The organism is Bacillus carboniphilus, from assembly GCF_039522365.1.
GTDB classification, from domain to species: Bacteria; Bacillota; Bacilli; order Bacillales; family JC228; genus Bacillus_BF; species Bacillus_BF carboniphilus.
In genome coordinates, this window is record NZ_BAAADJ010000003.1 from 21,884 (window position 1) to 42,342 (window position 20,459).

Annotated in this window: 17 protein-coding genes and 1 pseudogene; 6 read left to right on the plus strand and 12 right to left on the minus strand. The window is 38.5% G+C overall.

Annotated elements, in window-relative coordinates; all coding sequences use genetic code 11:
• Positions 1 to 61: 61 nt before the first annotated feature.
• From ABDZ91_RS00935 to ABDZ91_RS00945, 3 genes are all read left to right on the plus strand, one after another.
• Positions 62 to 1,273, plus strand: a complete 1,212-nt coding sequence (locus ABDZ91_RS00935; RefSeq protein ID WP_343795502.1) for a DUF4367 domain-containing protein — start codon at positions 62 to 64, stop codon at positions 1,271 to 1,273.
• A 146-nt stretch (positions 1,274 to 1,419) separates the two neighbouring features.
• Positions 1,420 to 2,205 carry an LAGLIDADG family homing endonuclease gene (locus tag ABDZ91_RS00940; RefSeq protein ID WP_343795504.1) on the plus strand — a complete coding sequence of 262 codons (786 nt, stop codon included), beginning with the start codon at positions 1,420 to 1,422 and terminating at the stop codon, positions 2,203 to 2,205.
• A gap of 24 nt (positions 2,206 to 2,229) precedes the next feature.
• Complete coding sequence (locus ABDZ91_RS00945) at positions 2,230 to 2,601, plus strand: rRNA methyltransferase (RefSeq protein WP_343795506.1); 372 nt, start codon at positions 2,230 to 2,232, stop codon at positions 2,599 to 2,601.
• A 177-nt stretch (positions 2,602 to 2,778) separates the two neighbouring features.
• On the opposite strand, the gene ABDZ91_RS00950 is transcribed toward ABDZ91_RS00945, so the two are convergent.
• The 11 genes and pseudogenes from ABDZ91_RS00950 to ABDZ91_RS01000 all read right to left on the minus strand — a co-directional run bounded on the left by ABDZ91_RS00950 (position 2,779) and on the right by ABDZ91_RS01000 (position 16,152).
• Positions 2,779 to 3,279 carry a DinB family protein gene (locus tag ABDZ91_RS00950; RefSeq protein ID WP_343795508.1) on the minus strand — a complete coding sequence of 167 codons (501 nt, stop codon included), beginning with the start codon at positions 3,277 to 3,279 and terminating at the stop codon, positions 2,779 to 2,781.
• A 34-nt stretch (positions 3,280 to 3,313) separates the two neighbouring features.
• On the minus strand, positions 3,314 to 4,108 hold the full coding sequence (locus ABDZ91_RS00955) for a phosphotransferase enzyme family protein (RefSeq protein WP_343795510.1): 795 nt from the start codon (positions 4,106 to 4,108) through the stop codon (positions 3,314 to 3,316).
• Positions 4,039 to 4,314: a hypothetical protein gene (locus ABDZ91_RS00960; protein ID WP_343795512.1), complete on the minus strand. Its 276-nt coding sequence runs from the start codon at positions 4,312 to 4,314 to the stop codon at positions 4,039 to 4,041. The genes ABDZ91_RS00955 and ABDZ91_RS00960 overlap by 70 nt, the downstream gene beginning before the upstream one ends.
• Positions 4,315 to 4,449: 135 nt before the next feature.
• Positions 4,450 to 4,944, minus strand: a complete 495-nt coding sequence (locus ABDZ91_RS00965; protein WP_343795514.1) for a staygreen family protein — start codon at positions 4,942 to 4,944, stop codon at positions 4,450 to 4,452.
• A 105-nt stretch (positions 4,945 to 5,049) separates the two neighbouring features.
• A pseudogene (locus ABDZ91_RS00970) lies at positions 5,050 to 6,705 on the minus strand (FAD-binding dehydrogenase).
• Between the two features lie 635 nt (positions 6,706 to 7,340).
• The gene (locus tag ABDZ91_RS00975; protein WP_343795515.1) at positions 7,341 to 8,105 is read right to left on the minus strand and encodes a hypothetical protein; all 765 of its coding nucleotides are present in this window, start codon (positions 8,103 to 8,105) and stop codon (positions 7,341 to 7,343) included.
• 105 nt (positions 8,106 to 8,210) lie between these two features.
• Positions 8,211 to 10,637 (minus strand): DNA topoisomerase IV subunit A, encoded by a 2,427-nt coding sequence (gene parC / locus ABDZ91_RS00980; protein ID WP_343795516.1) that lies wholly within the window; start codon positions 10,635 to 10,637, stop codon positions 8,211 to 8,213.
• Complete coding sequence (gene parE / locus ABDZ91_RS00985) at positions 10,637 to 12,619, minus strand: DNA topoisomerase IV subunit B (protein WP_343795518.1); 1,983 nt, start codon at positions 12,617 to 12,619, stop codon at positions 10,637 to 10,639. Before parE ends, parC begins: the two co-directional genes overlap by 1 nt.
• 314 nt (positions 12,620 to 12,933) lie before the next feature.
• A complete protein-coding gene (locus ABDZ91_RS00990) occupies positions 12,934 to 13,347 on the minus strand; it encodes a CoA-binding protein (RefSeq protein ID WP_343795520.1) in 414 nt (137 codons plus the stop codon).
• A 26-nt stretch (positions 13,348 to 13,373) separates the two neighbouring features.
• On the minus strand, positions 13,374 to 14,222 hold the full coding sequence (locus ABDZ91_RS00995; RefSeq protein ID WP_343795522.1) for a putative bifunctional diguanylate cyclase/phosphodiesterase: 849 nt from the start codon (positions 14,220 to 14,222) through the stop codon (positions 13,374 to 13,376).
• 190 nt (positions 14,223 to 14,412) lie between these two features.
• Complete coding sequence (locus tag ABDZ91_RS01000) at positions 14,413 to 16,152, minus strand: glycosyl hydrolase family 18 protein (RefSeq protein ID WP_343795523.1); 1,740 nt, start codon at positions 16,150 to 16,152, stop codon at positions 14,413 to 14,415.
• 292 nt (positions 16,153 to 16,444) lie between these two features.
• Here ABDZ91_RS01000 and ABDZ91_RS01005 point away from each other — a divergent pair, with 292 nt between their 5' ends.
• Together ABDZ91_RS01005 and plsY are read left to right on the plus strand one after the other, a co-directional pair.
• On the plus strand, positions 16,445 to 17,494 hold the full coding sequence (locus ABDZ91_RS01005) for a metal ABC transporter solute-binding protein, Zn/Mn family (RefSeq protein ID WP_343795525.1): 1,050 nt from the start codon (positions 16,445 to 16,447) through the stop codon (positions 17,492 to 17,494).
• Positions 17,495 to 17,649: 155 nt separating this feature from the next.
• Entirely contained in the window at positions 17,650 to 18,249 is a 600-nt protein-coding gene (plsY, locus tag ABDZ91_RS01010; protein ID WP_343795527.1) for a glycerol-3-phosphate 1-O-acyltransferase PlsY, read from the plus strand.
• A 21-nt stretch (positions 18,250 to 18,270) separates the two neighbouring features.
• Here the strand turns inward: plsY and ABDZ91_RS01015 are convergent, their stop codons facing one another.
• Positions 18,271 to 19,074: a FixH family protein gene (locus ABDZ91_RS01015; RefSeq protein ID WP_343795528.1), complete on the minus strand. Its 804-nt coding sequence runs from the start codon at positions 19,072 to 19,074 to the stop codon at positions 18,271 to 18,273.
• Between the two features lie 220 nt (positions 19,075 to 19,294).
• Here ABDZ91_RS01015 and ABDZ91_RS01020 point away from each other — a divergent pair, with 220 nt between their 5' ends.
• On the plus strand, positions 19,295 to 20,443 hold the full coding sequence (locus ABDZ91_RS01020; RefSeq protein ID WP_343795530.1) for a CapA family protein: 1,149 nt from the start codon (positions 19,295 to 19,297) through the stop codon (positions 20,441 to 20,443).
• Positions 20,444 to 20,459 lie beyond the last annotated feature (16 nt).

A 20,459-nucleotide genomic window follows, 5' to 3' on the forward strand; every position in this document is an offset into this window, starting at 1 on the left:
GACAGGTTAAAAACTACCATAATTTGATAGATAAACAAAAACCTCTTTTGGTGCTAATATTATGTATCGACATAGTGATTATGTCGAAAATAAATCTCCTATGAAAGAGGGAAAATACAACTATATGAAAAAGTTTAGTCTAGTTTTAATAGGCTTATTAATAACTGTTACTTTAGCAGCTTGTGGAACTGGTGGCAAATTAGACAAATCACAAGTGCTAAGCAAATCCATTGAAGCAAGTAAATCGATTGAAAGCTACTCTGTTGAAATGAATATGGACGTTGATATGATGGACATGAAGCAGAAGATTTCGGCAACTGGAGATCTTACACATAATCCAGATACCATGCATCTAAACATGAGTATGGGAATGGAAGGTATGACATTGGACATGGAAACGTATGTAAATGGTGAAGAAGCATATATGAGCATGTTCGGTGAGTGGATTAAAATGAATCCTGAGGAAATGGGATTAAGTGATTTTGACCAACTTAGTCAAGAAGAAATGGAAAAGCTTGCTCAATTCGAAGACAAGTTTGAGATGACTGAAGAAGATGGTGAATATGTTCTGTCACTGTCAGGGAATGATGAGGCTTACAATGTTTTAATTGAAGAATATGTTCTTTCTTCTTTAGGTGATTTTTCAGGAGATCCCTATATGGAAGAAATGTTAGAATCCATTTCTATTCAAAAATTGGACTTAGTGATTCATATTGACAAGAAAACCTTCTTCCAAACAGCTCAAAGCTTTGATATTGAGCTTGAAATGGTAGAAGAAGAGCTGACAACTCCGATTAAAATTAAAGGTGAATTTACTACTTCTAACCTTAATAAAGTAGAACCTATCGAGATTCCTACAGAAGTAAAAGAGAATGCTGTTGAAGATGAAATGGGATTATTCTCTGATAGCAGCATGACAGTGGAAGATATTCAAGCTTTAGTGAGCTATGATGTTCCAGAACCAGCCCAACTTCCAGAAGGTTTTGTATTTACTGACGGTTATTATGATGAGGAATTTGAGTCTGTTACATTGAACTATGATAAAGATATGGATAATTGGGTAATGCTTTCTATCTATACACCAGATTTTATTAGCATGGAAGAGCTTGAGGGAGAAGCTGTTACTGTTCAAGACTCCCCAGGGCTATACTATGAGATGGATGGATATTTTAGTGTAACGTGGGAAAAGGACGGACTTATCATTGAACTAGGTGGCGTTGGAAGCGAATTAACTAAGGAAGAAATGCTTACGATTGCTGAGAGTGTTCAGTAAGTAAATAGTGATTAAAAACAGGTTTGGATGTTGTTCCAGCCTGTTTTTTTGTTGACTTATAGAACGTTTGTTCGTATAATAATAATAGGAAAAGTTTTCAAGTGAATTAAGGTCTATAGTTATGTTAACTAAAGGAGATGGGGAAGATGCCTAGAAATCCTGGAGTGACAGATGAACAGATTATTAGGATGTACAAAAGCAAGATGCCTTTTAAGAAAATGAAAGCTGTAACAGGTCTCTCTGATAGAGGGATTCGGAATGTAATCCATAAGCACGGTGTCCAAATGAATCGAGAGCAGTATTCAGGCCAACCACGCAAACACCAGGTAAATGAAGACTTTTTTAAAACTTGGACTCATGAAATGGCTTGGGTTTTAGGATTGTTTGTGACAGATGGTCATGTAAACAAGCAAACCCATAGTATAGTATTTTCTCAGAAAGACGAACAAATTCTCCGGCTCATTGCTAAACACATGGAAGCAGATTATGTTTTAGCTTCGACGGGACCGACTAGACTAACACCTTCGCTAATTATTAACTCCAAAAAAATAAAAAACGACCTCGAAAGTTTGGGCATTCATCCTAACAAGTCTATGACAGTCCCTTTTCCAGAAGTTCCTGCGCAATATTTGCCTTCGTTTATAGAAGGGGTAATAGAGGGAGATGGCTGGGTCCAACGAAAAGGATATGTAATGAATGTTACAACCGCAAGTTTTCATTTTGCAAATGGATTGCTATCTACATTTCAGTCTTGGGAACTACGATCTGAAATTACTTCAACTAAAAACCAAAAGGGTAATTCCATTTACCGTGTATGGGTTAAAGGAAAATATGACCTTCCTAAGCTAGCAAAAATTATATATAATGATGCTACTATGGAGTATTCTTCATACAAAAAAAAATACATGTCTCAACGCTTAAATGAATTATAAATTTCGTCGTAATGAGGTGATTATATGTGGAAATTAGTAAATGGTAAATTAGTTCATTCTAAAGACGATACAAGAATTAAATTTAGAACAAATATTAGCAAATCACTCTTAGACAACTTAACTGAAATTGCTGAACAAAATTACACACATGTAAACTACTTATTAGAATCAGGCTTAAAAAGAGTATTATCACAAGGTGTTATTACTTTTAATAAAGCAACCAGACCAAAAGATAGAGTTCAATACAAAACAACTTATGATAAAGATTTATTAGAAAGCGTTAAAGAGTTTGCAAAAGAACATAATCTTTTTATCAATGATGTAATTGAGTATAGTGCACAGTACATAGATATTGAAAGATGTAAAACAACAGATTATAAGAATAGGGTAGAATGATGGGAATACTTTATTCCTTTTTCTTACTACGCCCCCTACATAATATAAATTATCGGAAATCAAATTTCAGAAACACAACACATCTCAAAGATTAAGATTACTTAGGATAGTGAGACGAAATAAAAAAACAAAACCGCAGTTCTTTAATTCTGCGGTTTTTGTTCGAACCTTGCTACTTTAAATGTGCCAGTTATATGGCTTCCAGGAACCTTGTTTCTTTCGTATTTCTATGATCTGTCCAATATGATACGCGTTATGAATTGCAATATTTGCAATAGATTCCCACCATAATTCTTTATGATCTATTGAAACCAATGTATTTAGCTGGTCTTCAGTTGAGTCTAATATGGTATTTCTCCAGTTATGTAAACTAGATAATAATGCTTCAACAGCATTTGACCAGTTTTCTTCTGTAATATCAACGGCTGACACATCAAATGTTTCCGAGTTGTTACTGACGGAATCTGTTACAGATTCTCCTTTATACCTGGCTAAATATCGGTTATTCCAAAACGTTAGATGCTGAACGTTATTCCAAACTGAATTGGTTCCAGTAGCATCCCAAGCTGCTTGCTCCGCTGTCAAGCCTTCCACAGACTGTTTTAATGGTACAAACCAGTTTACCTGGTCTGCACACGCTGCAAATTGTACGGCTAATAATTCTTTTCGTCCAGACATAAAAATAGCCTCCTAATTAAGGTTTTATGGCCAATTATAGTTGTAAATCAACAATAATTTGCTGAGAAAGAACGCGTTCTGTCACCATTTTTATAAATAATCTATCGTTTTCATCAAGTGTATCAGGATCTAACTTTTTGTTTATCACCGCATACAAGACAATATCTCTTAATCTTAAAAACAAAGGGATCGATTCAATGGCTTCCCTAGGTATTGTGTTTTCTGTTTTATACCCCTTTAAGAAATGCTCTAAAAAACGATTTGCAATGGCTTCGCGGTTATCTTCTTTATGATAATCACGACCTAACATCGTATAGTACAATGCGATGGCAATATCGCTTGCAAACCAGTGATAAGAACAATCATCAAAGTCAAATACATTGATTTTTCCATTTTCAATTAAGAAATTACCTGAATGAATATCGCTATGGATCAATCCAAATACATCTGAATTTATAGCTAATTGGTTAATCTGTTCAATCACATTATCTCTATATTGTAATACTTTTTGTGGAGGGCTTTTCACGAACTCTTCGATTTTTAATAACTCTTCTTCATTCCAATCGGGTCTTTTCACTTGATTAGATGGAGTGTATTCCTTAGTAATACGATGTAATTGGCCAATTGTTTTACCCCATTCTTCAACAAGTTCCCATTTGCCTTCTTCTTCAACTTCCCTAAATCTTAAACGAGACCCATTAAATTTTTCATAGCAAGCTACGATAAAATAGGAATCATCTGCTGCCGGTATAACTTCAGTTAACTGATGATTCTTTGAAAAAAAATGCTCTGAACCTGAGCTCCTTTTTCTTTTAGGAAATGAACCCATTCAACTTCTGCTAGTACATCTGTATTGGACCTATGAGATGAATGAGTATACCTTAAAATACAGTCTTGACCGGACTCTTCGTGTTTTCCTGAAAATATATAACTTTCAAAGTCTCCAAGTTTCTCCCATTCTCCACCTACATGAAATACTTTCTTGCCTTGCTCTAAAATGTCTTCAGTAAATAAATCGTCTACATACTTTTCCATAATGTTTTTCCCCTTTAATTGAAATGACTCCCCTTCCTCCCTATTTTAGAAGAATAGGTAATTTATGGTCAACAACATTTTAGTTTACATAATGAATTTATGGTTGATAGAGCTTGCTTAAAAAAAAAAACACAGCTATTCAGCTGCGCTTTTTTGTTCTGAGCGTTCAGATGGAAGTTTTAGATATTTTCTCGGTGTTCCATAGTACATGATCTTCTGAAATTGCGGGTAAATGGAATCGAATTGAATATAAATCGGTGCATCTAGTAACCAAGGAAAATAGGAATAAAAGGTATGGTCTCCATTTACGATAGCCCCTATTGCCTTAGAAAGCTCTCTTTGGAATATGAGGAATCTCACTTGTGAGTATTTTTCATCATATTCTCCCCCACTTACATAAACCTGTCCCCAAAGTGTATATTCACCTAACCGTGGAATCCACTCGGCAATGACTTCGTCACGCATTTTGCTATTTATCTTTGTCACGTCATAGGTATATCCAATGGACAAAAATAATTCGCCGGATTCATCCGAGTGAGTTAGTGTATATTTTCTACCTTCAACAGGATAAAACGGTGTAGCGGGTGGTAAAAAGGTTACAGATAACTTTTCAGGATGAAATGACCTCATGGAAAACGCCCCTTTCAAGGGTAATAGCCTGCTATATTTTATGACAAATGCGGAGATTTGGTGAATCCGCCCTGCTTTTTAGTCCATTTTCCATGAAAAACTTACCTATTTTGTTGCTTTTGCAATAGCTCTACCTGCAACTTTGCCAGAAAAGAGACAACCACCTAGAAATGTCCCTTCAAGAGCTCGATACCCGTGGACACCTCCACCACCGAATCCAGAGACTTCGCATGCAGCATATAAACCAGGTACTGGCTCACCTGTAGAATTAAGCACCTGCCCATTTAAGTTCGTTTGAAGACCACCTAATGTTTTTCGACTGACAATATGTAATCGTACGGCAATTAGCGGTCCGTTCTTCGGATCTAGTATTTTATGGGGAGGAGCAACCCGAATCAACTTATCTCCAATATAATGACGTGCTCCTCTAAGGGCTGTTACTTGTAAATCTTTTGTAAACTTATGATCCATTTCCCTGTCACGAGCCTCAATTTGCCTTTGAACATCTTCAAAGTTCAATAGATTTTCACCGGTTAATTGGTTCATTCCGTCTACCAATTCAGATAAATCGTTTGCTACGATAAAATCCTCTCCTTTATCCATAATGCTTGAACAGGCGGAGTTGGGCCCGGTAAAATCCTAGAAAGAACTTTCTTTATACTTTTTTCAGTTAAATCCGGATTCTGTTCGGATCCGGAAAGCGCAAACTCTTTTTCTATAATTTTTTGAGTTAAAATAAACCAGGAATAGCTATAGCCCTGTCTTTTGGATGGCTTCAAGTGTTCCAAGTGTATCAAATCCTGGGAAGTTGGGTGCTTGGAATCTTTGTCCTGTTGCATCCAGCCAGATGGAAGAAGGTCCAGGTAAAATACGAATCCCGTGTTTGCTCCAAATGGGATTCCAGTTCTTTATTCCTTCTGTATAGTGCCACATTCGATCTCGGTTTACGATACGGCCACCAGCATTTTCAGTTATAGAGAGCATTCGTCCATCCACATGTGCCGGAACGCCAGATATCATATCCTTTGGTGGTTGACCTAAGCGGCTCGGCCAATTTTTTCGGATTAACTCGAAATTTGCTCCGATTCCTCCACTTGATACTAAAACAGTCTGGGAGTGATATTCAAAATCCCCGATAATCGTTCTGGAACTATCTTCACCACGAGCGGCAGTTGAAGGCTCGAGGAGAGAGCCAGCTACCCCTGTAATCGCTCCATCATTTGTAAGTAACTCGTCTACACGATGACGCGGACGATAATCTACAAATCCATTTTTGATATGTTCTCTAACTCGTCTTTCAAAAGGAGCTACAATTCCGGGGCCAGTACCCCAAACGATATGAAAGCGAGGAACCGAATTTCCATGTCCATCAGCTATGTAACCTCCTCTTTCAGCCCACCCAACAACAGGGAAAAAACGTACGCCCATATTATGCAACCATTGCCTTTTCTCTCCAGTCGCAAAATCGACGTAAGCTTCTGCCCATTTTCTTGCCCATAAATCTTCGTCATTTTCCCGGTCAAATCCAGCCGTCCCTAACCAGTCTTGCCATGCTAACTCTTTAGAATCCTTGATTCCTAGTCTTCTTTGTTCCGGAGAATCTATTAAAAATAACCCTCTAAATGACCACCAGGCTTGTCCCCCTAAATTTGCTTCAGATTCTTGGTCTAAAAGTAAAACTTTTTTGCCTGAATCGGCAATTTCAGCTGTCGCAACCAGCCCAGCCAATCCGGCGCCAATTACAATTGCATCATATTCCATACCTTTCTCCCCTTTATATGTATATAGAAAAATATTAGTTCATAATTTTCAGTTTACTATAAGGTGTGAACCATTATTCATTTTCTGTTAGTTGATAAAATATATGTCTTCTAAACCCCTATTGCTTTGGTAGGAGACAGAAGGAGGCGTGCTGCTGTCCCGTTATTACACTTTTTGCTTTAGTTTGGGACAGGTGGACATGCTGCTGTCCCGTTTCCTGCACTTCATGCTTTGATATGGGACAGACGAGCATGCTGCTGTCCCGTTTGCTCCTCTTCCTGCTTTGATATGGGACAGACGGACCTGCACCTGTCCCGTTTACTGCACTTTATGGTTTGGTTTGGGACAGACGCGCCTTCTGCTGTCCCGTTTGATGCTCTTCATGCTTTGATATGGGACAGACGAGCATGCTGCTGTCCCGTTTGCTCCTCTTCCTGCTTCGATTCGGGACAGACGGACCTGCACCTGTCCCGTTTACTGCACTTTATGGTTTGATATGGGACAGACAGGCCTTCTGCTGTCCCGTTTGCTCCTCTTCCTGCTTCGATTCGGGACAGACAAGCCTGCTCCTGCCAGTTTCCTTTACCAAACAAAAAAAACTCTCAGCCCATAAGGCCAAGAGTTTTTTCAAAATCCTACTCAAAAGGAATAAACCTCGCATCCACTAACGTCCACTTATTATCTTTGTAGTACCATTTGGATTCGACTCTTCCAATCCCATCCGCATGATACGCGCCTGAAATAGCTTGAATTGCTTTGAGACCATATCCAACATTCCCGAAGTTCTCAGGCTTCATAAAGGAATAAGGGTCAACCATCAATTCGGTAGGTTCGTTTAATTTTCCATCCACATACAAACCTAAACGATCATATTCATCCTTTCGTCCACTTAGATCAACGGTATATGACTCTTGTGTTTCGGGAATAGACACAATGGCTTTATAGTCATCTTGAAATTCTCCCTGAATGGTCAATGGTTCCGGAACGCCAACATCGACTTGTTTATTATCCTTAAAGGAGTAAAGGTAATAGTTATAGATGCCACCGCTACCTCCAGTTGCTACGGAGATAAAGACATCTTTTACCCCATCGTGATTTAAATCTTGGAACTCTGCCTCCGGTTCATATCCACCTTCCAAGGTAACCTTAAACTTCTTATTTGCATCTGTTTCAACGATTAGGAAGATTTCCTTTAAATAGGGGCTATCTTTATCATAAGGTACCCCTTCCAAGACAATCGTGTCTTGTTTTCCGTCCCCGGTTACGTCCTCTTTATATTCTTGGACAACTTTATTTGTTTCATTGTTTGTTTCCTCAATTTCGGTGAGAACATTTGCTAATGCTGGGAGTGTAAGGACAAAAAATGCAAAAAAGGCTAATAGTAGTTGTTTTTTTACCATTATGTTTTTCCTCCATTAGGAAATTTGCCCTTAGCTTATCCAATAGTGGAAAAAATATGTATCAAAAAAGAGGCTGTAGAAATGTTTCCTACAACCTCACAGAATTTATTCTTTACTTTCTTGTTCTTCTATCCAGATGTCTACAATCTTACCTGCTTCTTGTTCATCCATAACAAACGATCCATTAGAATAGCGGTCGCTAAATCGAATATCTCCAGCCGTCATGCTTTCGATATTTCCGTTTTCTGATTCAATATAAACCACGTCTGTATCTTTTGTTAAGACCATGCCGGCTACGCGATGAGGTGCTTTCTTTAACTCACGTAGCATAATGACTCCACGTTTAGCACGTGAAATTGGTTCAAAGTCCGAAACCTTCATTCTCTTAACGGCACCTCTATGAGTCACTAAGACAAAACCATTTTGACTTGGAGTAGAGACTACGAGACCACTAACCACAGTATCGCCATCTTTCAGGTTAATTCCTTTCACTCCTGCAGCTCTCGTTCCAATTGGCGTTATCTCTTCTTCATTAAAAAGAAGTCCATAACCGAGTTCTGTCGTAATAAACACATTGGATTGCCCATCTGTTAAATAGACATTTCGTAACTCATCATCTTTTTTCAAGTTGACTCCAACTAAAGGCTTCGAGTATCTTTGCGCTTTATACTGGTTAAGCTCTGTCTTTTTCACCATTCCATTCTTCGTGAAGAAGAGTAGATAATTCGGAGTTTCGAAATCTGAAACTGGAATCGCTTCAATCACCCTTTCATCTTTGTCAATCGGGATGATATTCGAAATATGCTGTCCTAGGTCTTTCCAGCGGATATCCGGTAATTCGTGGATTGGACAGTATAAGTAGTTTCCTTTATTCGTGAATAACAGAATAACACCGGTTGTATTTAACTCAGCCCGATATAGTAAGCGATCGGTTTCTTTCATCGCAAAGTCTTGTCCATTCGATGCTGCATAGGAACGCAGGCTAGTTCGCTTAATGTAGCCCTCTTTGGTGATAGTAACCATGACATCTTCACTAGCAATCAGAACTTCTAAGTTAATTTTCAGTTCTTCAATCTCATTTTCTATATCTGTCTTACGGGCATCGCCAAATTGCTTTTGGACAGCCTTAAGTTCTTTTTTAATTACTTGAAGTAATTTAGATTCGCTTCCGAGAATGAATTCGAGCTCCTCAATCGTTTTCTTCAATTGATCAGCCTCTTCCTGGAGAGCTGTGATATCGGTATTTGTTAAACGATATAGCTGTAAAGTTACAATCGCTTCAGCTTGTGGCTCTGTAAACGCAAATTTCGCAACTAAGTTGTCTTTTGCATTCTTTTTATCTTTAGACACACGGATTGTAGAGATAACTTCATCTAATATAGATAGAGCCTTCATAAGTCCTTCGACAATATGCGCACGTTCTTTTGCTTTACGTAAGTCATACTGAGAACGTCTCGTTACCACTTCTTTTTGGTGCCCGATATATGCATCTAACAAAGAAGGTAAGCTCATGAGTTTTGGTCTACGATCATGAATCGCTACCATGTTAAAGTTATAGGATACTTGCAAATCACTATTTTTATAAAGGTAGTTTAAGACACCAGCACTATCTGCTTCTTTTTTCAATTCAACGACAATACGTAAACCTGTACGGTCGGTTTCATCACGTACTTCAGAAATACCTTCTACTTTACGGTCTAAACGGAACTCATCCATTTTTTTGACGAGGTTTGCTTTGTTCACTTCAAACGGGATTTCTGTGATGACAATTTGTTCACGGCCACCTCTTACAGTCTCAACTTCTGCCTTACCACGAACAATAATTTTCCCTTTACCTGTTTCATAGGCTTGACGAATTCCATCAACACCTTGAATGATACCACCTGTAGGGAAGTCTGGACCTTTCATAACGGTCATTAAGTCATCAACCGATGCAGTAGGCTTGTCCATACGCATCATAACCGCATCAATTACTTCAGTCATGTTATGAGGTGGGATTTCGGTCGCATATCCGGCAGAGATACCAGTTGAACCGTTCACTAAAAGGTTTGGAAATCTAGCTGGTAAAACAATTGGTTCATTGGCTGTATCATCAAAGTTAGGTACATGATCAACCGTTTGCTTATCAATATCCTTTAACAGCTGTGATGCAATCGAAGAAAGTCTCGCTTCTGTATAACGCATCGCAGCGGGAGGATCGCCGTCAATACTACCGTTGTTCCCGTGCATTTCAACTAAAAGGTTTCTCATCTTCCAGTCTTGGCTCATACGAACCATGGCATCGTACACAGAAGTATCACCATGTGGGTGATAGTTACCGATTACGTTACCGACTGTTTTCGCTGACTTTCTAAATCCTTTTTCAGATGTATTCCCTTCCGTATGCATCGCAAATAAAATACGACGTTGTACAGGTTTTAAACCGTCTCTAGCATCTGGTAGTGCACGGTCTTGAATAATGTATTTACTATAACGACCAAAGCGGTCACCAATTACCTCTTCAAGAGGAAGCTCACGAAAAACTTCAGTCATTAGTTAACCTCCTCACTTGTTGCAGACATACTAATTTCTTCAGATTCTAAAAGACTTCCATCCTCTTCTAGTCCGAAAGCGACATTGGATTCAATCCATTTTCTGCGTGGCTCTACTTTATCGCCCATTAGAGTTGTTACACGTCGTTCAGCTCTTGCAATATCATCAATACGTACGCGAATCAACGTTCTTGTTTCAGGATCCATTGTTGTTTCCCATAGCTGATCCGCATTCATTTCACCTAAACCTTTGTAACGCTGAATCATATAGCCTTTACCGACTTTTTTTGTAGCATCTTTCAATTCGTCATCGGTCCAGGCATATTCAATCACTTCTTTTTTACCCGTTCCTTTACTAACCTTATAAAGAGGTGGAAGTGCGATAAACACTTTTCCAGCTTCAACTAAAGGCTTCATATATCGGTAGAAGAAGGTTAAAAGAAGGACCTGGATATGGGCTCCATCCGTATCAGCATCTGTCATGATAATGATTTTGTCATAGTTAATATCTTCAATGTTAAAATCAGCACCAACGCCAGCCCCAATGGCATGGATAATGGTGTTAATTTCTTCATTTTTAAAAATATCTTGAAGCTTTGCTTTTTCTGTGTTGATAACCTTACCACGCAAAGGAAGTACAGCTTGGAAACGACGGTCCCGACCTTGCTTCGCAGAACCACCAGCTGAGTCACCCTCTACTAAATATAGCTCATTCTTCTGTGGGTTACGTGTTTGAGCGGGTGTTAGTTTACCGGAAAGAACAGCCTCAGAACGTTTTCTTTTCTTTCCACTTCTGGCTTCTTCTCTAGCCTTCCTAGCAGCCTCTCGTGCTTGTGCGGCTTTAATGGCTTTTTTAATAAGCATAGAGCTAATATCAGGATTTTCTTCAAGGAAGTAAAGCAGGTGGGCTGAGACAACAGTATCAACAGCAGAACGAGCCTCACTCGTTCCTAGCTTACCTTTTGTTTGCCCTTCAAACTGAAGCATGGCTTCTGGAATTCTAACTGAAACAATAGCGGCCAATCCTTCACGAATATCAGCGCCATCCAAGTTTTTATCTTTATCTTTCAACAATGAGACTTTTCTAGCATATTCGTTAAAAATACGGGTCATTGCCGCTTTCGCACCTGCCTCGTGCGTTCCACCATCTTTTGTTCGAACATTATTAACGAAGGAAAGGATATTCTCAGAATAGCCATCATTGAATTGGAAGGCGAACTCAATTTCAATCCCGTTTTGCTCACCTTCGAGGCTGACAACTGGATGTAAGGAGTCCTTCTCTTCATTTAAATATTCAACAAAAGCTTCAATGCCTGTCTCATAAAAGAAGGTTTCTTCTTGATCGTTTCGTTCATCGACTAGCTTTATTTTTAAACCTTTTAATAAAAACGCAGACTCCCGTAAGCGTTCACTTAAAATCTCATACTGATAATGAGTGGTAGAGAAAATCGTTGGATCTGGCTTGAAGTGAGTAGTTGTACCCGTTTGTTTGGTTTTCCCAATTTTTTCGAGTGTTGTAACCGGCTTACCACCATTTTCAAAGCGTTGCTGGTACACAATACCATCTCTTTTAATCGTAAGTGTTAACCATTCAGACAAAGCGTTAACAACACTTGCTCCAACACCGTGAAGTCCGCCACTTGTCTTATATCCGCCTTGGCCAAATTTCCCACCGGCATGTAGGATTGTCATGATGACTTCGGGAGTTGGTTTACCTAATTTATGCATTCCTACAGGCATTCCACGCCCGTAATCTTCCACACTAATACTATCATCTTTATGGATGGTAACTGTGATTTGATTACCATGACCAGCTAAGGCCTCATCCACAGAGTTATCTAAAATTTCATATACCAGGTGATGAAGTCCTCTTGAATCTGTACTTCCGATATACATCCCTGGGCGTTTTCGGACTGCCTCAAGGCCTTCTAAGACCTGGATCGAATCATCATTATAATCCAATTGCTGTTTAGTCGTAGTCACGTTCATTCCCCTTCCTTAATAAAAGCAAAGCACCGTTCATAGAAGATTTCACTGTTAAAGTGTGAGCCACTATCTAATTGGCCAACTCACACCAAAACCCGATTTACTGGTGCTAGAAGCTGGACATTAAGAAACTAATGTAAGGTTTATTCTCTCTTTATGTAACACTTCATTTTTTACAGTCAAAAAAAATCGTACCATACTTTTTGCTTTTCCGATAGGCTTTCAAGTAATAATATAACAAAAAGTGGAACGTTTGTTCTAGGAAATCGAAACTAATCATAATGAAAGTAACCTGCTCTAAAATGAGCAGGTTACTTTGTTAAAGAGTGTTCGACCTTTATACAACGGTCCATGATAACAGTATATCCATTCGACTTTAGCTTCTCAAATACCTGTTCGTCATACACTCCAAGTTGTGACCAAAAAACTTGCGCATCTATTTCCATGAACTCTTCAGCAATGCCTTCTAAATATTCAGAACGTCTAAAAACATTCACGATATCAATCGGACCATCAATGTCCTTTAATGAAGGTACGGCTTTGACACCGAGTGATTCGGTAATGGCCGGATTAACTGGAATGATTTCATAGCCTGCCTTTTGCATGGCTTCCGAAACTGTGTAGGATGTACGTTCTGGATTATCGCTTAAGCCTACGACAGCAATTCGTTTTGCATCTTTTAGGATTTTACCAATTTCGGTTCTAGATGGGTTTTCAATTGCCATGTTCCGAGTCCTCCTTTAGGTCATGCTTACACAGCAGCTGGTTTATCAAAGTATTGGTTTTCAAAATCGTTTATTGGTATTGGTTTTTGTTTAAAGAAACCTTGTAGAGAGTGACAACCATGATTTTTCAGAAAATCATATTGTTCCTTACTTTCTACACCCTCTGCCACCACTTTTAAACCCATTTCATACGCCATTTGAATTAAGCAACGGATAATAGATGATGCATTTTTTTCTGTTGGGATCTGCCAAACAAATGATCGATCAATTTTTAGCGTATTAACGGGATACTTGGCTAGATAAGTAAGAGAAGAATACCCCACTCCAAAATCGTCTAAAGCAATATGTATACCTAATTCTTGAAGAAGCTTAAAGTTCTTTCTCACTTGTGAAATATCTTTTAATTGAACGCCTTCTGTAATTTCAATCTCAAGTTGATTGGGAAGTACAGAAGATTTTTTCAATGCTTTTTTTATAGAGCGAATAAATTGTGGATCTTGCATCGTATCAGCTGATACGTTTACAGAAATCTGAATGGGGTTATCAATCCCAAGTTTATTCCAGGTTCCAATTTGTTTAATGACGGATTCTAACATCCACGTATCAATCATTCGAATTAAACCACGCTTTTCCGCAAAAGGAATGAATTGAGCAGGCGTAATCAGCCCTTTTTGTGGATGATTCCAACGAATCAAAGCCTCGGCTCCTACAACTTGTTCATTTTGAAAGCTGTATTTGGGTTGTAGATAAAATGTAATATACCCATTATGTACTGCTTCTTTCCACTCATTAGAAAAATCCTGTGAATTTGCACACTGATCTTTTAAATAATGAGAAAAAGACCTTTTTCGTTTGAAGATTGTGAAAATATTCATAAGACGTTCCTTTCAACTGTTCTTCCTATCCATTCAAACCGAATCTGGGTCTTGCATATGAATAATATACCATATTTTTCATGACCTTGTGTTGTTTTTTGTAATAATTCCGTAAATTATCTGAAAATAGAGTAGATTTAGTCGAAATATTGAATAAAAAAAGACCCTCCCCATCGGAAGAGTCTTTCATTTACATTCCAGCAGATTCGGTTGGTTCCATTTTTAATGCGGTCCATGCAGTTGAGTCCGCAAAATATCTAGACCAAGTACCGATACCTGCTAAGCCATATTTTTCAGCTAATTCGGCACGTTTTTCTAATGAAACCTCATCTTCTAACCACATTTTATACGTATGTCCAGTGGCTTCGTCTGTCCATTCCACATAGTTTTGTCCAGATTCAGGATCATAGACTGGAGTTAGCCCTTTGGAATCAATCCATTGTTTAGCTTGTGGCATAGATAGAGCCTGAGAAGATACTTGCACTCCCTCTGCCGTTTGTTCCTCTGTCCACAACCTTGTATAGAGAGGGACACCGAGTAAAAGTCGGTCAGCAGGGACTTCTTGTAACAATCTCTGCAAATTCGCTTCAACCCATGGAAGGCTGGCTACACTACCGGCTACTGGAGAAGTTCCCCAATGCTCGTCATAAGCCATAACAGCTAGATAGTCCACGACTTCTGCTAACTTCTCTCTTTCATAAAAAGCAGACCAGTTTCCTCCTGCAATAAAGGTAATATCCATAGACAAGACTAATCCCGCTTCACGGAAGTATGGAGCTGCCTCTCGAACAAATTGAGTAATAAGTGGCCCATCCTCAGGATAAACATTCTCTATATCTAAGTTGATACCATCCAGGTTATACAACTGAGCATAGTGTAATAATTGGCGAATCATATACTCCCGCTTCTCAAAGGTTTGAAAGACTTCGTGGGTGAGGTCTGGATCAAACGAGTTTGAGAAGAGTCCCCATACGTGGTATCCACGACTATGAGCCCATTCTGTGTATTCAATGGAACCTAAGTTAGAAATATCCCCGTTTCCATTTTCTAAATGAAACCATGTTGGTGACACTACATTTACGCCTGGCATATCAGGTAGTAAATTGGTATCCGGATTTTTAGAATATACAGCTTCCCACGTTAAGTGAATGGGTTCGTCGATTTGTAAAGGCTCTCTTACAGGTATCTCTTTATCAATCGAAACGGTAGTGGTTTCAGTCAAACTGACAAACTTCTTCTCAATGTACCCTGCTACACCCTGATCAGTACGTACATAGTAGAAATCTTCATTTTCATCTTCCACTCTAACTGAATCCCCTTCTTTTACAGATGTATAGAAAGGACTTTGGTACTTCGCTTCAGCTCGAAGTTTTTTATAAGCGTCACGAGGAATATCGGTTATGATATCAGCATTTTGGAAAGAGGTGCCTTCTTCTTCAAACCAAATAATTCCGCTTTGCTTGGTTACTGTTATTTTAAAAGGATAATAGTGTTCAATAATATCCAATGATATGAATGGTTCGTTATTCTCCATATGAAATACAGGCATCCGTAGTTCGACAGGTTCCTGATTGATGAAATAAGTTAACGAATTGGAAGGCATTTCAACCACTTTATCTGCTGTTGTTAAAATAATAGAGTTTGTGGCTTCTTCGTAATAAAGGCTTGAATCTATATGTTCTTGTACAAATGAAAAAGGAACATAATAGGTATCATCCTGTACAAGTGCGTTACCATACTGGTTTTCATTTAAAAGGATTGGATGTTCCCCTTCAAAATACATAGCTTCTTCCTCAGAAGCAAAAGGATATCCAATATATATTGTGATGCAAATCGAAATGAGTAAGAGGGTGAGTATTATTCCAGTCCAGAACAGTGAACCCCTCTTTTTCTTTCTACTTGCTCTTGGCTCTAGTTGTAATTCTGCCATGTCATTTCCTCCCCTACCTTACTATCCTAGCGAACTTTGAAACAATTGAAAAGCAATTTCGGAATATAGGATGAAATTGGCGAAAATGTAATGAATGAACGATTTCAATTGTTTCCAGCCTCTTTTTTTTAGAAGTTTATAATCTTTATATTTACAAAAGAAATAGTCCATGATAAATTATAAATCGGAATGATTACGATTGGAGCGACATATATATTTTTTAGGTTGTAAATCGGAATGATTACGATTTTTCTAACAATTTGGACAGACAACAACGAGAGGATGAAATAAAATGACTAAAAAAATACTATTCCTAATGCTTTTACTGGGTGCATTTTTAACAGGCTGTAATACAGCAACTACTTCTACTGATGACGAAAATATAATTACTGTGACAACCACAATTTTCCCACTTGAAGATTTTACGAAGAAAATTGGCGGAGAGTTTGTAAACGTATCGTCTGTTTACCCGGCTGGTGTTGATGCACACACCTACGAACCATCTACCAAAACGATGATCCAAATAGCTGAATCTGATTTGTTTATTCATACGGGTACTGGTCTTGAAGCTTTTGCAGAAAAGGCAGCTGACTCTTTAGCTTCAGAGGATGTAAAAATTGTAGAAGCCTCCGCTGGGATATCCCTTCTCTCTTCAGGGGAACATAAAAATGAAGAACATGATGAGCATACACATGAGGAAGATGGCCATGAGGATGAGTCTCATGACACTGAACATAGTCATGATGAGGAAGAACACGAACATGAACATGAATCAGACTCTAATCATGAGGAAGGTCACGAAGAAGAACACAATCACGGAGATTTGGACCCTCATGTTTGGATTGACCCAATTCTTGCGATTCAAATGGCTGAGAATATAAAAAATGAACTTATGGCTATTATGCCTGAACAAAAAGACTACTTTCAGGAAAACTTTGATCAATTAACAGCAGACTTAAAAGCGTTAGATGCGGAGTTTCAAGCTGTTGTGAAGGAAGCTAACCACAGAAAAATCCTAGTGTCCCACGGTGCATATGGATATTGGGAGCAACGTTATGGGATTGAACAATTAAGTGTGACTGGCATTTCGCCAACACAAGAGCCTTCTCAGAAGCAACTAGAAAACTTAATTGATACTGTCCAATCTGAAGATATTCACTTTATTATCTTTGAACAAAATATCTCTACCAAAATTTCAGATATTATCAAGAATGAATTATATTTAGAAGTTCTCTATCTACACAATGTTAGTGTATTAACAGACGCGGACATTGAAAATAATGAGGATTACTTCACGTTGATGAGAAAAAACCTAGAAGTCCTCACACAAGCCTTACAATAATCTTAGAAACCTCGCTTCATGGTGAGGTTTCTTTCTTTTCCAGATGGTTAATATAAGAATGAAAAAACTAGATTCAATATACTCCCTATAGTGTATACATGGTACAATAAAGTGAACTACATAAATATGAACATAGAACGGAAAGGAAACGAAGTATGACAGATTATGTATTATTGCTTGTAGCCTATCTATTAGGCTCCATCCCTTCAGGTTTAATCGTTGGGAAAGTTTTTTATAAGGTAGATATAAGAGAACATGGAAGTGGAAACTTAGGTGGCACAAACACTTTCCGTACCTTAGGTGTTAAAGCAGGACTTGCTGTTACGATTGCTGATATTTTAAAAGGTACATTAGCTACTGCCCTGGCTATTTGGTTTTCTACAGAGTTTCATCCACTTATTTTCGGTGTCTTAGCAGTAGTTGGGCATATGTATCCAATCTTTGCTGGATTTAGAGGTGGAAAAGCAGTTGCTACTTCTGGTGGAGTCTTGTTAATGTATAATCCCATTCTATTTGTTCTTCTGTTACTATCTTTCTTAGTGGCACTTTACATAACGAAGTATGTATCCCTTTCTTCCATGATTGCAGCTTCAGTAGCGTTGATTTATTCCTTCTTTACACGAGATTTACCGTTAATCTTGGTTGTATTAGCTTTAGCAACCTTTGTCTTTTACAGGCATCGGGCAAATATCAAACGAATCATAAATAAAACGGAACCAAAAATTAAATGGATGACATTAAAAAAGGATCGGTAACGAAACCGATCCTTTTCAAATTTAATGAATGTGGACATTTTCTTGTGTATGGATGTGTGTACCATCTTCATGCTCAACATGGATTTTTACCTGGAACTCCCCAGATTGAGTAAAATTATAACTTGCTTCATATTTGCCTGGATTAGATTCTGTTGCATCCACCCAGTCATGTTGTTTGTTTCCTTCTTGCCAGATTTCAAGCCTTACCCTTGCTTCAGTATAAGGATTTTCTTCTTTCTCTAAGTGGATTGTGATTTTACTCTCTTCTCCAACATGCCACTCGTTATCTGCAAGGTGAACAGTTATGTCCGTTTCATCATGATGACTGTGCTCTTCAGCAGTGGCCCCTTCCCCATGAGAGTGGGAATGTTCATCATGAGATTGTTCATCACTCTGTTCTTCGTAATCATCAAGTGAGGCCTCGCCTACTTGAATCATGGTTTTTGGCATAACATGCATGTTACGTGCATCGACATGAACTTGTACTTCATAAATAGCTTCTTTTTCAAAAGAATGTGTAATTCCGTAGGTCCCACCACTTTGGTCGGTAAAATCTATCATTTCACTATTATCTTTATCGTTCTTTTCCCAGATTTCAAATTTAACCGCTTGGGCGTCTTCTACCTCTTCATCACCTTGTGTAACCTTAGCCTTAATGAGTACATCCTCTCCTGGATTCGCATGTTCAGGAACTTGAAGGTCTACCTCAATGGTCTTCAATGTGATGTCTTCGTTTGTATCCGAACCCGGGTTGTCATCTTCTTTTCCACATGCTGATAAGACCATTACGGATAGCAAAATGACAAGATATGTAAGCTTTTTCAAAGTCATACTTCCTTTCTTCCTATTGCATTCCTACACTCCCATTATAAGCCCATAATCTACCCCCACTTATTTGGTTTGTGAATAGACTGTGAAACTTTCTACTCCTTCTATCATGGGCGAATGGCTCCTAGTTTTATAACTACAATATTTCCTCTTTTCAATAACTAGAGACTCCATTATAGTTAAAATATGGATTTCGTTCATACGAAAGGATTAGAACATGAAAAATATAACGATTTTACTTTGCGTTTTATTACTTTTATTTACCGGGCTCCTTACCTATCATTGGTTCACCCGTTCTGACGAGGCTGTAGCATCTAAACTCTATCCTATAGCGGAACATGTAACGAGCACATATGTACATCATGAAAGAGAGTATGAAACATCCCTTACACTTGGGGCAATCGGGGATATACTCATCCATGATTGGGTATATGAAGATGCTAGAGAAAGAGCAACGGATGGAACATATGACTTCCACCCTATGTTAGAACAAGTTGCTCCTCTGTTACGTGAGCCAGACCTTCTCTTAGCCAACCAAGAAAGTGTTTTAGGTGGAGCGGAATTACCTGTTTCCAATTATCCGTTATTTAACAGTCCAACAGAAGTGGGAGATGCCCTTATTGAAGCAGGGGTTGATATCGTTTCAACAGCTAATAATCACTCTATTGATAAGGGTGAGAAAGGTGTTCAAGCCTCCATTCGTTACTATGAATCTACCGGTCTTCCCTATGTTGGAAGCTACAAAAGCTTTGAAGATCAATCAGAGCTAAGAGTTTTAGAGAAAAATAAAGTAGCAGTGGCCTACCTATCATATACTGCATCGACCAACGGTATACCTGTACCTACAGGGAAAGAATATCTAGTTAATGTAGTAGATCGAGAAGCCATTTCGGAAGAGATTCAAAGAGCCAAAGAAGCGGCAGATATTGTTGTGATGAGTATTCACTGGGGGCAAGAATATATCCGGTACCCGAATAGTTACCAAGAGGATCTTGCTAGTTTTCTCATTAGTGAAGGAGTAGATATCATATTTGGCCACCATCCTCATGTTCTACAACCAATTGAATGGATTGAGTCTGAAAATGGGAATAAAGGATTAGTGGTATACTCATTAGGAAATTTCTTATCAGGTCAAATGTGGGACTACAAAGATATAGGTGGACTTGTTGAGGTTGACATCTCCAAGTCGTTCAAAGAAGGACAGGTGCACACTGAAATCACAGATGTTCGCTTCCATCCAACTTATGTATACAGTAAGCATTTGCGAAGTTACCTTGTTGTCCCGCTTCAAGATGCTGAAGCTTATGGTGTATCAAATGCAGTTGCATTGAACCAGGAGATTTTAGAACATATGCTACCACAGTAGCGGGAAAGGGCTCCCC

Coding starts and splice junctions, on each gene's coding strand:
- ABDZ91_RS00940 (WP_343795504.1), top strand. CDS start 1,420: ATGCCTAGAAATCCTGGAGTGACAGATGAACAGATTATTAGGATGTAC.
- ABDZ91_RS01005 (WP_343795525.1), top strand. CDS start 16,445: ATGACTAAAAAAATACTATTCCTAATGCTTTTACTGGGTGCATTTTTA.
- ABDZ91_RS00945 (WP_343795506.1), top strand. CDS start 2,230: ATGTGGAAATTAGTAAATGGTAAATTAGTTCATTCTAAAGACGATACA.
- ABDZ91_RS00950 (WP_343795508.1), bottom strand. CDS start 3,279: ATGTCTGGACGAAAAGAATTATTAGCCGTACAATTTGCAGCGTGTGCA.
- ABDZ91_RS00960 (WP_343795512.1), bottom strand. CDS start 4,314: ATGGAAAAGTATGTAGACGATTTATTTACTGAAGACATTTTAGAGCAA.
- ABDZ91_RS00995 (WP_343795522.1), bottom strand. CDS start 14,222: ATGAATATTTTCACAATCTTCAAACGAAAAAGGTCTTTTTCTCATTAT.
- ABDZ91_RS00965 (WP_343795514.1), bottom strand. CDS start 4,944: ATGAGGTCATTTCATCCTGAAAAGTTATCTGTAACCTTTTTACCACCC.
- ABDZ91_RS00975 (WP_343795515.1), bottom strand. CDS start 8,105: ATGGTAAAAAAACAACTACTATTAGCCTTTTTTGCATTTTTTGTCCTT.
- plsY (WP_343795527.1), top strand. CDS start 17,650: ATGACAGATTATGTATTATTGCTTGTAGCCTATCTATTAGGCTCCATC.
- ABDZ91_RS00955 (WP_343795510.1), bottom strand. CDS start 4,108: ATGGGTTCATTTCCTAAAAGAAAAAGGAGCTCAGGTTCAGAGCATTTT.
- ABDZ91_RS01020 (WP_343795530.1), top strand. CDS start 19,295: ATGAAAAATATAACGATTTTACTTTGCGTTTTATTACTTTTATTTACC.
- ABDZ91_RS00990 (WP_343795520.1), bottom strand. CDS start 13,347: ATGGCAATTGAAAACCCATCTAGAACCGAAATTGGTAAAATCCTAAAA.
- ABDZ91_RS00935 (WP_343795502.1), top strand. CDS start 62: ATGTATCGACATAGTGATTATGTCGAAAATAAATCTCCTATGAAAGAG.
- parC (WP_343795516.1), bottom strand. CDS start 10,637: ATGACTGAAGTTTTTCGTGAGCTTCCTCTTGAAGAGGTAATTGGTGAC.
- ABDZ91_RS01000 (WP_343795523.1), bottom strand. CDS start 16,152: ATGGCAGAATTACAACTAGAGCCAAGAGCAAGTAGAAAGAAAAAGAGG.